This is a genomic window from Gordonia sp. NPDC003950, assembly GCF_053605205.1.
In genome coordinates this window covers 102,897-118,414 of record NZ_JBSGIT010000018.1, presented here as the reverse complement: position 1 = coordinate 118,414, position 15,518 = coordinate 102,897, and the positions used below count along the sequence as shown (strand labels likewise).

13 protein-coding genes are annotated in these 15,518 nt (G+C 67.8%); 5 read left to right on the top strand and 8 right to left on the bottom strand.

Annotated features, from left to right (window positions below; translation table 11 throughout):
- From ACWETB_RS16695 to ACWETB_RS16665, 7 genes are all read right to left on the bottom strand, one after another.
- Nucleotides 1-347 (bottom strand): hypothetical protein (locus ACWETB_RS16695; RefSeq protein ID WP_452212350.1); only part of this gene is annotated, 347 nt, incomplete at its 3' end.
- Between the two features lie 255 nt (nt 348-602).
- Entirely contained in the window at nt 603-1,934 is a 1,332-nt protein-coding gene (locus ACWETB_RS16690) for a hypothetical protein (RefSeq protein ID WP_452212348.1), read from the bottom strand.
- Nucleotides 1,935-2,007: 73 nt separating this feature from the next.
- On the bottom strand, nt 2,008-2,829 hold the full coding sequence (locus ACWETB_RS16685; RefSeq protein WP_452212346.1) for an ABC transporter permease: 822 nt from the start codon (nt 2,827-2,829) through the stop codon (nt 2,008-2,010).
- The gene (locus ACWETB_RS16680) at nt 2,826-3,815 is read right to left on the bottom strand and encodes an ATP-binding cassette domain-containing protein (RefSeq protein ID WP_452212344.1); all 990 of its coding nucleotides are present in this window, start codon (nt 3,813-3,815) and stop codon (nt 2,826-2,828) included. Before ACWETB_RS16680 ends, ACWETB_RS16685 begins: the two co-directional genes overlap by 4 nt.
- Nucleotides 3,816-3,881: 66 nt before the next feature.
- Nucleotides 3,882-6,845: an ATP-binding protein gene (locus ACWETB_RS16675; protein WP_452212342.1), complete on the bottom strand. Its 2,964-nt coding sequence runs from the start codon at nt 6,843-6,845 to the stop codon at nt 3,882-3,884.
- A 27-nt stretch (nt 6,846-6,872) separates the two neighbouring features.
- A complete protein-coding gene (locus tag ACWETB_RS16670; protein WP_452212340.1) occupies nt 6,873-7,445 on the bottom strand; it encodes a nitroreductase family protein in 573 nt (190 codons plus the stop codon).
- Nucleotides 7,446-7,455: 10 nt separating this feature from the next.
- Nucleotides 7,456-8,991 carry an MFS transporter gene (locus ACWETB_RS16665; RefSeq protein ID WP_449742364.1) on the bottom strand — a complete coding sequence of 512 codons (1,536 nt, stop codon included), beginning with the start codon at nt 8,989-8,991 and terminating at the stop codon, nt 7,456-7,458.
- Nucleotides 8,992-9,184: 193 nt separating this feature from the next.
- Between ACWETB_RS16665 and ACWETB_RS16660 the strand changes: the two genes are divergently transcribed.
- Nucleotides 9,185-9,880 (top strand): TetR/AcrR family transcriptional regulator, encoded by a 696-nt coding sequence (locus ACWETB_RS16660; protein WP_449742363.1) that lies wholly within the window; start codon nt 9,185-9,187, stop codon nt 9,878-9,880.
- 173 nt (nt 9,881-10,053) lie between these two features.
- The gene (locus ACWETB_RS16655; protein WP_452212338.1) at nt 10,054-10,503 is read left to right on the top strand and encodes a hypothetical protein; all 450 of its coding nucleotides are present in this window, start codon (nt 10,054-10,056) and stop codon (nt 10,501-10,503) included.
- Between the two features lie 139 nt (nt 10,504-10,642).
- On the opposite strand, the gene ACWETB_RS16650 is transcribed toward ACWETB_RS16655, so the two are convergent.
- On the bottom strand, nt 10,643-11,959 hold the full coding sequence (locus ACWETB_RS16650) for a hypothetical protein (RefSeq protein WP_452212336.1): 1,317 nt from the start codon (nt 11,957-11,959) through the stop codon (nt 10,643-10,645).
- Nucleotides 11,960-12,141: 182 nt separating this feature from the next.
- Between ACWETB_RS16650 and ACWETB_RS16645 the strand changes: the two genes are divergently transcribed.
- Genes ACWETB_RS16645 through ACWETB_RS16635 form a run of 3 tightly spaced genes read left to right on the top strand, consistent with a single transcriptional unit; the run spans nt 12,142 to nt 15,512 of the window.
- Complete coding sequence (locus tag ACWETB_RS16645) at nt 12,142-13,407, top strand: aspartate kinase (RefSeq protein ID WP_449742360.1); 1,266 nt, start codon at nt 12,142-12,144, stop codon at nt 13,405-13,407.
- A 2-nt stretch (nt 13,408-13,409) separates the two neighbouring features.
- Nucleotides 13,410-14,438 (top strand): aspartate-semialdehyde dehydrogenase, encoded by a 1,029-nt coding sequence (locus ACWETB_RS16640; RefSeq protein ID WP_449742359.1) that lies wholly within the window; start codon nt 13,410-13,412, stop codon nt 14,436-14,438.
- A 45-nt stretch (nt 14,439-14,483) separates the two neighbouring features.
- The gene (locus ACWETB_RS16635) at nt 14,484-15,512 is read left to right on the top strand and encodes a fused (3R)-hydroxyacyl-ACP dehydratase subunits HadA/HadB (RefSeq protein ID WP_449742358.1); all 1,029 of its coding nucleotides are present in this window, start codon (nt 14,484-14,486) and stop codon (nt 15,510-15,512) included.
- Nucleotides 15,513-15,518: the final 6 nt, after the last annotated feature.

Here is a 15,518-nt window from a genome sequence, read left to right as displayed (position 1 = left end):
GTTACCGTCGGGAGTGTCGACAGCAGGAAACTCAGCGTCATCCACGCGGTGGCGTGCGGCACCGACACACCCAACGCGGTCGAGACCTTGCCGGTCGCGGCTTTGTCGACGCCACCGGTGGTGTGCACGTTGGTCACGTGACCCGACAGCAGCATCTCGTCGTACACGGCGTACCCGATCCGGGCTGCGGAGAGCACCTTCCGGGCGATCAGTTGTCGTTCCTGGCGTTGCAACGATCGGGCCAGAGCGGTGGCCTGCTCGGCGGGGAGGTGATCGATCATGGCGGCGTCGGCGGCGGTCATCGACAACTCCGGCGCGGTAGTCGTGCGAATTGTGGTGTCGGCCATGATGTTCACCCCCTTGATCGGTCGCTCCAACTGAACTGACTCAAGTGTAGCGACGACCACCGACAAGTTTCTTCGGCGCGGAATCGGTTGGGGATGAACGATGTCGGTATCGGCCGAGCTGTGTTTGGTTGGTAGCAGGCTGGTTTCGCTGTCGGGTTGCGGAGGTGGCCTCGACCTGGACGAGCTCGGCGCGGCGGATACACCTACCCGCAAGCTCGTCGGCACTCGGTCGGCCGGGGGTTGCCGCTGAGGTTCCTACTCTTTCGGCCCCGTGCCCCAAAACGATCCACGGAGATCCCACCGTGAGAGTTCCTCGGCGACCAGGGATGTGAGCGTTGCGGTGTTGGCGACGCGGTCGGGATCGAGCGCGGTGATGCACAGGGTGATGTGTCCGGCGCTGCGTGATGACCAGCCACTGATGCCGCCGGCCATCCGGCGCAACACGTCGCGTGAGGCGCCGACGGTCATCGAGCGCATCGCCACCGAACCGGGCAGTCCGGTTCCGAGGCCGGCGAATCCGGCGTCGAGGGTGCCCAGGTTGGATGCGAGACACAGCGGTGCACGAGAGTCGGCGGCCAGTCTCCGGACGATGGAGTCGCCGAGTGGCTGCGCCAGGCGGCCCAGCAGCGCAAGTGAACTCGGTGCACCTGTTGCCGAGGCGAACGCGGTCTTGCTGGCCGTGCGCAGCGGAGTCAGATCGGCGCGCAGGGCGGGGCTCACCCGTACGCGGGCGGTGACGCCGGTACTCGCGTTCGCCCGTCGATCGCCCGGGATGCGGGTTGAGACGGGCAGATTCACCGGAATCTCGTCACCGTCGGCGACCGCTCCGGAGGCTTCGAGGATGCCGATGACGATGGCGGTGAACAGGGTGTTGGCGGTACCGCCGGCGCGTTGGGCGACGGCGTCGAAGGTGCCCTCGGGGATGGTGACGATGACGGTCGGACTGACTCCGCCCCAGTCCTCGGCCGACACGGCAGGATCGGGCGCGGTCGGACGTGGAAGTGGTGCGGGGCGAGTGCGGTGTCGCGCCAGTCGATAGGCGGCGACGGCACTGGTGCGCAGCGCATCGGCACCCTCGCGCACCGTGTCCAGCATGCCGGGGTCGGCATCCGTGGCGTCATATCCGATGCCGTCGAGGACCTCACCGATGCCGGTGATCACCGCGCCCCCGTCGCCGATGACATGCGACGACACCCAGGACACGAACGTCTCGTCGGTGTCCCGCGTGGTGATCGCACTCATGCGCCACGACGGCCCGGTGACACTGTCGATCCCGAGGTTGGCCTGCGCCAGCGCCCACCCGGCACCGTCGGCGGCGTCGATCTGCTCGTCGGCGAAGGCGTGACGTCCCGCATCCGGCGTGTGAACCCATCGGTCTCGCAACGGAAATGCGCACCGGACAACGAGTCTGCTCATACGTCCGTGGGTCAGTGCCGCGCCGAGTTCGGTGAAGCGGGCAGGGTCGAGGCGGGTCGGCAGGCGCCAGACGGCCTGATTGATCACCGGTAGCCCCATCGCGTGTTCCATCCGGACGAAGAGGTCGTCGTCGGGGGTGAGCCGTTCCGGGCGGCCGGGTGCCGCAGACATCGATGTGGGGTGTGCGGCGTTGGTCACCAACAGTTTTCGTCCTTGTCGTGCGGGTGGGGAGGAACGGGCGTCGTCAGGCCTTACGCAGATACGCGCGCACCGTGATCGGCGCGAAAACGGCGATGATGATCAGCGTCCCGAGCAGGGTCCACGCGACGTGGCCGGTCACCGCCCCGTCATTGATCAACGACCGCAATGACGACACCAGATGCGAGATCGGGTTGACGTCGGTCAGGTTCTGCATCCAGGTGGGCATCGTCGTCACCGGGACGAAGATGTTGGAGGTGAACGTCAATGGCATCAGCACCAGAATCGAGACACCCTGCACCGCAGATGCTTTGGACATCAATACGCCCATGAGGGCGAAGATCCAGCTGATCGCGAAGGCTGCGAACATGGTCAGGATCACCCCGGCGACGGTGCCCAGCACGCTGTTGGGTCGATACCCCATCACCATTCCGACGCCGATCGACATCACCGAGGCGATGAAGTAGCGCACCACGTCGGCGATCAGCGATCCGGCCAGCGGAGAGATCCGGGCGATCGGCAGGGAGATGAATCGGTCGAACACCCCGCGGTCCATATCCTCCCGGAGTTGCACACCGGTGACCACCGAACTGGTGATCGCCACCGACACCAGCACGCCCGGAACCAGTTGCGGCAGATACGCATCCACGCTGCCGGCGATGGCGCCCCCGAAGATGTTGGCGAACATCACGGTGAAGACGATCGGGATGACGATGACGTCGAAGAGTTGCTGGGGGGTGTGCTTGAGCCGCAGCAATCCACGGCGGGTCATCGTCAACGTGTCGGCGACGACCTTGCCGGGTCCGATGCGTTCGATGACCGGACCGAAGTCGATTCCGGGTGACGGGGTTTCGGCGACAGTGGTCATGCCGCGGCCTCGCTTTCGGTGGCGGAGTCCGTATCGGATGCCGGCGGCGCCGCCGGGGCAGCGGTGATGGAGAAGAAGACGTCGTCGAGACTCGGTCGGCGGACCGAGATCTCGGCGACCGTGATACCCGCGTCCTCGAGTGCGACCACCGCCCGCGCCGAGAGCGACGGGTCGGCGATCGGTGCCACCAGTCGCCCGTTCTCCGGGGTCGCGGTCACCGTCGCGTCGAGTACGTCGCGCAGAACCCGTGCGGCGTCGTCGAGCCGGGCCGGTTCCACCGCGACCTCCAGGGAACGGGTGCCGACGCGGTCCTTGAGGGAGTCGGCGTCACCGGAGGCGACCACGCGGCCCGAGTCGATGACGACCAGGGAATCGGAGAGTTGGTCGGCCTCTTCGAGGTACTGGGTCGTCAGCAGCACCGTGGTGCCCTGATCGACGAGATCGCGTACCACCGACCACACCTGGGTGCGGGTGGTGGGGTCGAGTCCGGTGGTCGGTTCGTCGAGGAACAGCAGGGCCGGTGTGCGGATCATCGAGGCGGCCAGGTCGACGCGGCGACGCATGCCGCCGGAGAATCCGCTGACCGGACGGTTCGCCGCGGCAGCGAGCCCGAACTGCTCGATCAACTCGCTGCCCCTGGCGCGGGCCTTGCGACCACTGAAACCCAGGAGCCGACCGAACAACTCGAGATTCTCCAGGGCGGTGAGATCCTCGTCGACCGATGCGTACTGCCCGGTGAGGGAGATCAGCGACCGCACGGCCGTGGGATCGCCGGCCAGGTCGCGTCCGAAGATGGTGGCGTGGCCCGAGTCCGGCCGGATCAGGGTCGCCAGCATACGGACCGTGGTGGTCTTGCCGGCCCCGTTGGGTCCGAGGACACCCAGGACCGAGCCGGTGGGCACGGTGAGCGAGACGTCGTCGACGGCGACGACGTCACCGAATGTCTTGCGCAGGTGCTCCGCGTTTATCGCGATGTCGGGAAGCATGCCGACCACAGTGCCCGGCCTCCCTTTCATCTCCCTTTCACACGCGCGCCGACGACGTCTCGAAACCTATCCGACCAGCCGAATCAGACTCCGTCGGTGTGACCGAGGTCCCTCGCCGAGGTCGATCACCGCGAAGTCGCGCCGGTAGTGGGCGCCCCGCGCGGCGGCGGCGAGGGGATCGTCGGCGGCGCGATTCTCGACCAGACAGATCGCCGCGGCCGCCCCGGCCAGCGCCGGCAGATTGACGGTCGGCGCGGCCACCAGAAACCGCAACGCGACGCCGAGTGCGTCGGCCGCGAGTCGTGCGGCCACGTTGGCGCCGGACCGGGCCAGGATCACCGCACGCACCCCGTGCAGGTAGGCCGAGTGTCCGTCGTGCGGCGCTCCGATGATGGCGATCGCGGTGTCCGCGGAGCGCCGCGCCGCCTGCGGGTTCTCCGGGAGACGCAGCACCGACAGGGCCATGTGGGCGGTGGCGATGTGCGGGCGCCGCGAATCACCGGCGGCGAGCAGGCACGCCTCGTGGATCTCGGCGGCCGCGGCCGGATCCGAGGGTGACAGGGCCAGGGCCTGATGGATGCGGATACCCGTGGACTCGTCCGAGAACCCGATCGTGGCGAAGTCGTCTGCGCTGCGGGCATACAGGGCGGCCGCACCCGGTCGGTCCCCGGTCAGGGCATGCCCGCGGCCGAGTCGCTGGCGGGCGGCGGCGATCAGCCACGGGTGCCCCGACCGCTCGGCGCACACCAGCGCCGCCAGCGCGCAGCGTCGGGAGAAGTGCACCGCTGCATAGAATTCGGCGATATCGGATCGGACGATCTCGGCGAGTGCGGCGACGACGGCGTCGGGCGAGCGGGTCGCGTCCGCGAGGTTGCGCGCGGTCGCGTGCGGCGATCCGGTGACGATGCCGACGGCCAGTGCGATGGGCCCGGCGGTCGCCGGTGCCCGGCGGACCGCGGCGCGCAGCCGTGTCCGTGCCCGCATGGCCTCTCGGAATCGTCCACGAACCATGAGATAGGCGGTGGCGCACAATAATCCGAGTACATCGTCGGGACTTCCGGGGTGATCGAGAGCGATCACGGCGAGCCGTTCGGCGTCGGGATAGCCACCGGTGCGCACCAGACGCCACAGGGTGATGGGGAGCAATCGGGTGACGGCACCCGGGATGGCGGCGGTGGCGGGATCGTGGAGGGCGGCCAACACCGCGTCGGTGCTCTCGTCGAGGCGCCCGGCAGCGTCACCGACCCGGCCGGCGATCAGATCATCCGTCGTCGATGTCACGACATCGGCTGCCCAGGAGACAAATTCGTGATGCAGGGCCCGATCGACCGGCGGGTCCAGCCGAGTGCGTTCCCGCACGAACTCTCGTACCGTCTCGGTGATCCGGTACCGCGTGCGGCCGTCGTCGAACTCGACGACGCTCGCCATGTGGTGATCACAGAGTTCGGCGAGCGCGGACAGCGTCACCGCCTCGAAACCCAGTGCGTCATCGATACGCACCTCCGCGGGGAATAGGGCCAGGACCGCCAGGGTGCGTTGTGCGGGCAGGCTCACCAGGTCCCAACTGGCGGCGACGACGTCGGCGATGCGCTGGTGACGACCCCCGCCGACGACGGCGAGCAGCCCGAAACGTGCGTCGAGTCGCCCGACCACATCGGCCAGCGACAGGTAACGCAGTTGTGCCGCGGCAAGTTCCAGTGCCAATGGCGAACCGTCGAGGCGTCGGCACAACTCGATCAGCAGGCCGCGATCGAGGTGGACGTCCGACCGCAACTCGCGGGCCCGCCGGGTGACGAGTTCGACGCCCCGGTCGGTGTCGAGCGGGCCGACGGTCACGATGCGCTCGTCGGGCACCCCCAGCGGCGTCGTGCTTGTGGCCACGACGGTGAGATCGTCACGGTGGGAACGGATGTGGTCGACGAGGTCGGCGACGAAGGCCACCAGGTGTTCACACGTGTCGAGCACCACAAGCGCACCGACGGGACTCAGCTGGGCGAGGACGGCGCCCGTGGTGACCGACGGTGTGGCCGTCGCGGTGTCCTGTTCGGGCAGGGAGCCGCGTCCCAGCGCGATGGCGACGGCGGCCGCGACGTCGTCGGGATGGCGGGCCGCCGACAGGTCGACGAAGACCTCGGCCGGACGGGCCGACGCGATGTACTCGGTGATCAGCCGGGTCTTGCCGATGCCGCCGGGACCGACGATCGTCACCAGCGACGATCGTGCAATCGACTCGGCGAGTTCGGCATTCGTGTCCGCGTCGGCGAGGTACATGTCGGCCGGTGGTGACGGGGTGTGGGGCAGCGGAGCGAATGCGAGCGCGGCGCTGTGGGCGGCGGCAAGTTCCGGACCGGGATCTGCGCCCAGCCGCTCGGCGAGTTCGGCACCGATCTCTGCGTGGATGCGGAGCGCCGCGTTCGGATCGCCCGCGGCCAGGTGGGCCCGCATCCCGAGCGCCGCGAGATGCTCGTCGAGTGGCAGATCGCCACGGAGGTCGGCGATCTCGGCCGCGACATCGGCCGGGTCGTGCGACAGGCGGGCATGCCAATCCCGTTCGAGCGCGGCACGGTGGGCGCGATCGGCCCGGGCGCGCAGGCGATCCCGTAGTTCACCGGCCGGCAGGTCGGCGCCGGCGTCGCCGCGCCACAGCGCCAGCACCCGCGTCGCGTCGGCCCCGTCCGGGTCGTCATCGAGGTCAGACAGTGATTCGGCCACAGCGAGATCGGAGACCGGCACGGCGAGGTCGAGTCGATATCCGGCGGCCGAGCCCACGATCGCCCCGGCACCGAGGATCTGCCGAAGGCGGGACATCTGCGTTTGCACGGCCCCGGCCGGATTCTGTGGCGGCCGGTCTCCCCAGGCGTCGGCGACCAGTGCGGCGACGCCGATCGGCCGCGGGTGGGCCAGTGCGAGGGCGGTCAGCAGTGCCCGGGCGCGCCCGGACGTGATGGGTGTCTCGTCGTCACCGTCGATGACCGAGATGGGACCCAGCAGTCCGACACGGGGATGTGTCGTCGTCGGCGGGGAACTCATCGGGGATCGATCGGCGGCCGGCTGTGGTCAGTCGGTGGGGTAGAAGGACGTGCCCCACCGTCCGGCAAAGGTGATGTCGTGCAAGGGGAGTCGCTCCCGGGGCCAGGCGTCGCGTTCGGCCACTTCGGGGGCGAGGGTGGTCGGGTCGTCGGCCAGTCGGGCCATGGCGAGCATCAGCATCGGTCGGGACTCGGCCGGGATGTCGAACTCCGCCCGCGCGGCGGCGGGGTCGAATCCGGCCATCGGATGCGCGTTGAGCCCCATCGAGACGGCCTGGATGCTCATCTGTGCGGCGGCGAAACCGAGGTCGACGGCGCCGTACTCGTGCACCATGGCGTCGTCGGGATTGTTGCTGGTGCTCAGCAGGATCAGGGCGCCGGCGGCCGGTGCCCAACTCTTGTTGCCGCGGTTGAGGGTTGCGGTCAGACGCGCGAAGGTGTCGTCACCGCGGAGTCCGACGATGAACCGGACCGGCTGGATACGGCCCCAGGTGGGTGCCCACCGGCCGGCTTCGAGGACGTCGGTGACCTCCGCGGTGGTGAGCGTCGCCTCGGGGTCGTAGCCGCGGGCGCTCCAGCGATTCTCGATCGGTGCGTGCACCCCGACGAGCCTACGGTGTCCTGTCGGCGGCATCGTCGTCGTCGGCGACCGGTGTGCGCAGTACCACAGCCAGGACCACTGCCAGCACCGACAACGTGATCACCGCGGCCAGCGACGCGGCGTGGATTCCGTCGACGAAGGCGCTGCGTGCGGCGTCGGCCAATGCGGTGCCGTCGGGACCCAGCTGCCCGGCGTCGTGCAGGGTCTCGCCGAGGGTGTCGCCGAAGTTCCGGCCGTCGGTGTGCTCACGGAACACCAACGTGGCCAGCGACCCCAGCAGGGCCAGGCCGAGCGCGGTCCCGAGTTCGAAGCTCGTCTCGGAGATGCCCGACGCGGCGCCGGAACGTTCCGGCGGAACCGAGCCGACCACGATGTCGGAGACCAGGCTGAACTGGATGCCGTAGCCGATACCGGCGATCGACGTCGCCACCAGATAGATCCAGAGCGAACTGTCGGTGGTCAGCCACAGCAATCCCAGGTTGCCGGCGGCGGCCAGGACCACCGAGCCGATGAACGCGGTACGCACACCCACCCAGGCGGCGACCCGGCTCGCGCCGATCGAGAACACCGCGACGGCGATGGCCATCGGCAGACCGGCGAGGGCGGCGGCGAGCACGTCGTGACCCATCACCGACTGCAGGTAGACCCCGGTCAGATACGAGGTGCCGCCGAGGGCCATCATGCCGACCAGCGCCACCGCAACGGCGGAGCTGAACTGCGCATTGGCGAAGAGCTTCAGATCGAGCAGCGGTGCCCGCGCGGAGCGTTGCTGCACGATGAACACCGCGAACATCGCCACACCCACCACGCCGATGATTGCGACGAGCGGGGTGACGCCCTCGGCGGCCATCGTCTTGATCGAGTAGACGATCGGCAGGATCGCCAGCAGTGACAGGGCGACGCCGACAATGTCGAAGCGGTCGGTCGACGGGGCGCGGTACTCGGGCACCAGGCGCGGGGCGAGCAGGAACAGCACGGCCAGCACCGGCGCGTTGATGAGGAAGACGACGCCCCACCAGAAGTGATGCAGCAGAACGCCTCCCACCACCGGTCCGACGGCCGAGCCGCCGGCGAAAGCGGCTGTCCACACGCCGATGGCGCGACCGCGGTCACGGGCGTTCGGGAACATGTTGGCGATCAGCGACAGGCTCGACGGCATCAGCGTCGCGCCGCCGATCCCCATCAGGGCACGCGCGGCGATGAGGATGCCGGCGCTCGGTGCGAACGCGGCAATCACTGACGCGATACCGAAGACGGCGGCGCCGGCCAGCAGGATGCGTCGACGTCCGAGTCGGTCACCGACGTTGCCCATGGTGATGAGCAGGCCGGCGATGAGGAAGCCGTAGATGTCGAGAATCCACAACTGCTGCGCGGCCGTCGGTTCGATGGCGTCGGTGATCGACGGGATGGCCAGGTACAGGACGGAGAAGTCCATCGACACCAGTAGCACCGGCAGGGTCAGCACGGCCAGACCCAGCCAGGTTCGGCGATCGGCGCGCGCGGGCTCGCGGTGACGCTGATCGACGGGGCGGTACTGGGTGGACATGATGCGACTCTCCGTGGTGCTCGTGGGGATGGTGCCCGGTGTGGACTGTGCTCGGTGTGGACGGTTTTCGTAGAAGCGACGCGTACGTCGTACGCTCGCTGACGGTACGGATATGAGTACGCTGTACGCAAGTGGGTTATTCCCGGTGAATGTCACTTGTGTTGACCCGGCGGTCGGTCAGGAGGGAGAAACGGTGGCCCCACAGACGCAGAAGCTGACGACGTCGGCGATCGTCGATTCGGCCATCGCCATCGCCGACCGTGACGGACTCGACGCGCTCTCGATGCGCCGGATCGCCGACGACCTCGGCGTCGGCGCGATGTCGTTGTACCGGCACGTCGCGGACAAGGATGCGCTGCTGGCCGCGATGGCGGCCGAGGTCGGACGACGTTTTCCCTATCCCGTCGAGATGGACCCGGCACCGACGTGGCGCGAGCGGATCGCCATCGCCGCCGACATCGACTGGCAGCTCTACCAGCGCCATCCGTGGGTTGTGCTGGCCTACTCGGTGCCGCGGTATGGGTTCGGTGACGACTCGCTCGAGGGCCTCGAGTGGTTGGCCGACGGCTTCGGGCAACTCGGCGTCGAACCCGCACGCGCCGTCGAGATGGTGCTGACGTTCTGGAGTTACGTCAATGGCGTCGCCCTGGTCGGTGTCAGTGAGCAGATCCTGCGCGCCGACGGGGCGGCCACCGACCCCGGTGGCGGGTTGGGCGACCTGCTCCGCGGCTGGACCGAGCGCGACGACGACGACCGACTGGCGTCGTTGCCCATCGTGTCGTCGGTCGCCGCCCACACCGACGTCGGGCGCTTGTTGTCGCCGCGCGCCATCCTCGACTCGGGTGTCGCGTACCTGTGCGCAGGATTCGCGGCGTCGAGTGGGCGCTGATTCCCGTCGAGTGTGCGTCCTTTCCCGTCGACTGGGCGCTGTTCCCCGTCGAGCGTGCCCACCCGCCGACACGCATATCTGATATCTCGCCGCTATGCTAAACCAGTCATACTGTATAGTGCAGAAGCCGCATCGCGGTCACAGATGATTTCCGATAAGGGTTGGGGGAACACATGAAAATGGTTGGGCGACTGATGCTTGCCGCGCTGGCGGCCTGTTCGATGGGAATGGCGCTGGCTCCGGCGGCCTCTGCGGCGCCGGCCGGCGATCACGCGTGGGTATTCCGGTTCGACGCCGGCACCACCCGACTCCTGGCCACCGACCAGGCCTACGAGCTCACCGACGCCATATCCGACCTCGCGATCGACAATGACGAGGTGCTGCCACCGGAAGTGGTCGACGCGTCGATCAATGCGTACTTGGCGACGGTGATGGCGGACTGGATCACCCAGGACGCCGGACCGGGGTCGTGTTTTGAACTGCAGGTCATCAACCGCGGGACGCCGGTGACGTCGTTGATCGGTACCGGCTTCGACCGCTGCCCGTGGCAGGTGCCGTCGGTGAGTCAGACGACGGTACCGCGCGACTCGGGTCTCGACGGCACGTTCTCGGCGCTCGCCTGACGGAGACGTCGTAAATCCGACAAGTTCGTCCCCCAGAAGCTGATTCGTCCGGTAGACATTCCTCGCCGACGATGAGGTTTCTGGGGGACGAACGTTCTTCCCCCACTTTCGGCAGGCTTTGCGGACCGGCGACCGGCCGTCACATCGCGTGCGGATACACCGTCAGCATGTGCGCACCGAACCAGGCGCTGCCGACGACGATCGGGATGAGCGCGGCGATGGCCGCGGCGGGGCGGGCGCGCGCGAACAGAATCGCCAGCGGGATCAGCAGCACGAACGCCGGCAGCAGAAGGCGGGGGCGGCTCATCATCAGCCCGCTCGACAACACGATCGACGCGACGACGAGGATGCCGTAGGTCAGGATCGGCCACGGCAGCCGTGCCCAGATCGCGACGCACACGAGCAACAGGGTGCCGACGATGATCCAGGAGGTGGCCACCGGGGCGATCTCGCCGGAGTTCACCAGCATGTCGTTGACGAAGTCGAATGCGGCCACGCCCCAATCGAATCGGGTGTCCCAACCCTGTGTCTGGATGGTGAACCACCCCGTCGGTGAGCCGGTGTGCGCCCACACGACAGCGAGGTATCCGAGATACCCCAACGGACTGACGACGACGGCGAGCCATGCCCTGGCCGCAGGCCATCCGGCGAATGGGGATCGCTGAGTCCGGAACAGATCGATCAGCGCAGCCAACATCACCACTCCGATCACCACCACCGCCGTCGGACGGACCGTGCCGACCAGGCACGCGCACATCCCGGCGAGCAGCCAACGGCGTTCCAGCACACCGACCAGCGCCCAGATGCTCAGCACGCAGAAGAGGGCCTCGGTGTAGGCCATGTTCAGCACCACCGACATCGGTGTCGCGGCAAAGATCGCCACCAGATACAGGCCGGCGCGAGCGGGATCGACGACGCGCTCGCCGCGGGTCTCGGCCGTCACCGGCAAGGTGTCGTCGGGTCCGGTGACTCCGTCGACCATTGGTGACCGTCCGGCCATCCGGCGGACACAGAGCGCTCCCAGTCGGGCGACGCCGACCGCTGCGACACACCCCAGCACGAGGTTGAGGAGGACCGCGGCCGCGAACGGCGAGATCAACGGGATCTTCGCGATCAGGCCCACCGCGTAGGGATAGCCGGGAAAGAACGCGTACGCGGTATCCGCGGAATGGATGCCCCTGGCGTCGGTCAGGTCGATCGGTACGTCGCCGTAGCCGTGCTCGGCGATCGCCAGCATCCACTTGCCGTCCCACGCCGACAGTGAGTCGTGTAACGACGTCCCCCGCAGGGCGTCGAACCGCGCGAGGACGGCGATCCCGATGGCCCGGATGGCGAGGTAGATGGCGATCGGCGGGATCCAGGAGCGCCAGTCGGGGACCTGTCCGGACGTCGCGGACGCGTCGTCGTCCGGGCTCGTGGGCTCGGTATGCGCACGACGCGCGCTCGTGGTGGACACGCCAAGATGGTAGGGCAGTGACGGCCAGACCGGGCCAGGGGTCGTGACGAACCCGCCACACTCCGACAACCGGCGAGGCGTGCCGGTCTCCGGCGACGACCGGCGCCCGCATGCACGAGATCGGCCGCCGGTAAGGTTGCCATGGCAAACACAGACGACAACCATGCAGGGAGGCAGCCGACGTGGCACTCGTGGTGCAGAAGTATGGCGGATCCTCGGTCTCCTCGGCCGAACGTATCCGCCGTGTCGCCGAGCGCATCGTCGAGACCAAGAAGCAGGGCAACGACGTGGTTGTGGTGGTGTCGGCGATGGGTGACACCACTGACGAACTGCTCGACCTCGCCCAGCAGGTCAACCCGGCACCTCCGCCGCGCGAGATGGATATGTTGCTCACCTCGGGCGAGCGGATCTCCAATGCGCTGGTCGCGATGGCGATCAGCTCGCTGGGTGCGCAGGCGCAGTCGTTCACCGGTTCACAGGCCGGCGTGATCACCACTAGCAGCCATGGCGCGGCCAAGATCATCGATGTCACGCCGGGCCGGGTCCGGGCCGCGCTCGACGAGGGCAAGATCGTGCTCGTCGCCGGGTTCCAGGGAGTGTCGCAGGACACCAAGGACATCACCACGCTGGGCCGCGGCGGCTCCGACACCACCGCGGTGGCATTGGCCGCAGCGCTGGAGGCCGATGTCTGCGAGATCTACACCGACGTCGACGGCGTCTACACCGCCGACCCGCGGATCGTGTCCGACGCGCGTCGGCTGGAGACCGTCTCCTTCGAGGAGATGCTCGAGATGGCCGCGTGCGGCGCCAAGGTGCTCATGCTGCGGTGTGTGGAATACGCCCGCCGATACAACGTTCCCGTTCACGTGCGCTCGTCGTACTCGACCAAACCCGGCACCTTGGTCGCCGGATCGATGGAGGACATTCCCGTGGAAGAAGCAATTCTCACCGGTGTCGCACACGACCGCAGCGAGGCCAAGATCACCGTCGTCGGCCTCGATGATCGACCCGGCTACGCCGCCAAGGTGTTCCGTGCTGTCGCCGACGCCGAGATCAACATCGACATGGTGCTGCAGAACATTTCGAAGGTCGAGACCGGCAAGACCGACATCACCTTCACCCTGCCGCGGGAACTCGGTCCGCTCGGCGTGGAGAAACTGACCAAGCTGCAGTCCGAGATCGGCTTCACCGATCTGCTCTACGACGATCACATCGGCAAGGTGTCGCTGGTCGGTGCCGGAATGAAGAGCCATCCGGGTGTGACCGCCACCTTCTGTGAGGCGCTGAGCAACGTCGGCATCAACATCGAACTCATCTCGACCTCCGAGATCCGGATCTCGGTGCTGTGCCGCGACACCGAACTCGACGACGCGGTGCGTGCCCTGCACGAGGCCTTCAAACTCGGTGGTGACGAGGAAGCCGTGGTCTACGCAGGAACGGGACGCTGATCATGAGCGTGAGTATCGGAGTTGTCGGCGCCACCGGTCAGGTCGGCGGAGTCATGCGAACCCTGTTGGCGGAGCGCAAGTTCCCGGCCGACTCGGTGCGTTTCTTCGCCTCACCGCGGTCGGCGGGCAAGAAACTGCCGTGGGGTGACGGCGAGATCGTCGTCGAGGACGCCGCGACCGCCGACCCGTCCGGATTGGACATCGCGTTGTTCTCCGCGGGTGCCACCATGTCGCGGGCGCAGGCGCCGCGGTTTGCCGCCGCGGGTGTGACCGTTATCGACAACAGTTCCGCCTGGCGCAAGGACCCCGATGTGCCGCTGGTGGTGTCGGAGGTCAACGGCGAGTTGGCGAAGAACCCGCCGAAAGGCATTGTCGCCAATCCGAACTGCACGACGATGGCCGCAATGCCGGTGCTCAAGCCGCTGCACGACGAGGCCGGCCTGACACGGCTGATCGTGTCGTCCTATCAGGCGGTGTCCGGTAGCGGACTGGCCGGTGTGGAAGAGCTTGCCTCCCAGTCCCGTGCGGTGATCGACGAGGTCGAGAAACTGGTCTACGACGGTTCCTCGGTGAGCTTCCCGGCACCGGTCAAGTATGTTGCGCCCATCGCTTTCGACGTGGTCGCGTTGGCCGGTGCGCTGGTCGACGACGGCTCCGGTGAGACCGACGAGGATCAGAAGCTGCGCAACGAATCCCGCAAGATCCTCGGTCTGCCGGAGTTGCTGGTGAGTGGTACGTGTGTGCGCGTACCGGTGTTCACCGGTCACTCGCTGTCGATCAACGCGGAGTTCGCCGCGCCGCTCTCGCCGCAGCGCGCCACCGAAATCCTCTCCGGCGCACCGGGTGTGGAGGTGGTCGACGTGCCGACGCCACTGGCAGCAGCCGGCAAGGACGATTCTCTGGTCGGGCGCATCCGCCAGGATCCCGGAGCTCCCGACGGTCGCGGGCTGGCGCTGTTCATCTCGGGTGACAACCTCCGGAAGGGTGCTGCACTCAACACGATTCAGATCGCCGAGCTGCTCGTCGGCTGACGCTGCGACCGGCGCCTTCCCTCACCACCGTTAGGTAGTCCCTCAATGTCCACTCCTGATGCCCCGGCGATCGCCGATCGGCTCGGTCACTATTACCAGGTCGACGGCACCTATCTCGTCGGCCGCGAGAAGATCCGCGAGTACGCGCGGGCGGTGCAGGACTTCCACCCGGTGCACCGCGACGAATCTGCCGCGGCCGCACTGGGTTACTCGGGACTGGTGACACCGCTGACGTTCACGTCGATTCCCGCGATGTCGGCCAACCGTTCCCTGCTGGAAACCGTCGTCGTCGGTTACGAGACCTACGTGCAGACCGAGCAGGTGTTCGAGCAGCATCGGCCGATCGTCGAAGGCGATGAACTGACCACCGACGTCGAACTCACCGGAGTGCGTCGGATCGCGGGCCGCGACATGTTCACCATCACCAACACGTTCACCGATACCGCCGGCGAGACCGTGCACTCCATGCACACCACCGTCGTCGGTGTCGGCGGCGACGAGGTCGACCCGTCGATGACGGCGATGGCGCGCAGTCTCGTGGTGCACGACGTGACCGTGCTGTCCACCGACGCGATCGGCGCCGACTATCACAAGACGGTTCGGCCCGAAGTCCCGCAACGGTTTTCGAGTGCCGGTGTCGAGCGGACGCCGGGTTCGCTACGGTTCGACGACCTGGTCGTGGGTGCCGAGTTGCCGCTGCGGCACGCCCGGCTTTCTCGCGGCGATCTGGTCAACTACGCGGGTGTCTCCGGTGACGGCAATCCGATCCACTGGGACGAGTCGATCGCCAAGGCGGCCGGGCTTCCCGACGTGATCGCGCACGGGATGCTCACCATGGGCCTCGGCGCAGGCTTTGTCTCGGCGTGGTCGGGCGATCCCGGTGCCGTCACTCGCTATGCCGTGCGGCTGTCGCAGGTGGCCGCCGTTTCCGCGGCCGAGGGCGGCGACATCGAATTCTCCGGCAAGATCAAGTCGCTGGATCCGGAAACCCGAAGCGGTGTGGTCCTCCTCATCGCGAAGTCCGGTGGCCGCAAGATCTTCGGCCTGGCGACGATGAACGTCCGCTTCAGCTGATCCGCA

Bases quoted from the DNA above. Each gene is read 5' to 3' on its own strand.
- ACWETB_RS16690 (WP_452212348.1), bottom strand. From the start codon at position 1,934: ATGTCTGCGGCACCCGGCCGCCCGGAACGGCTCACCCCCGACGACGAC.
- ACWETB_RS16685 (WP_452212346.1), bottom strand. From the start codon at position 2,829: ATGACCACTGTCGCCGAAACCCCGTCACCCGGAATCGACTTCGGTCCG.
- ACWETB_RS16680 (WP_452212344.1), bottom strand. From the start codon at position 3,815: ATGCTTCCCGACATCGCGATAAACGCGGAGCACCTGCGCAAGACATTC.
- ACWETB_RS16675 (WP_452212342.1), bottom strand. From the start codon at position 6,845: ATGAGTTCCCCGCCGACGACGACACATCCCCGTGTCGGACTGCTGGGT.
- ACWETB_RS16665 (WP_449742364.1), bottom strand. From the start codon at position 8,991: ATGTCCACCCAGTACCGCCCCGTCGATCAGCGTCACCGCGAGCCCGCG.
- ACWETB_RS16655 (WP_452212338.1), top strand. From the start codon at position 10,054: ATGAAAATGGTTGGGCGACTGATGCTTGCCGCGCTGGCGGCCTGTTCG.
- ACWETB_RS16640 (WP_449742359.1), top strand. From the start codon at position 13,410: ATGAGCGTGAGTATCGGAGTTGTCGGCGCCACCGGTCAGGTCGGCGGA.
- ACWETB_RS16635 (WP_449742358.1), top strand. From the start codon at position 14,484: ATGTCCACTCCTGATGCCCCGGCGATCGCCGATCGGCTCGGTCACTAT.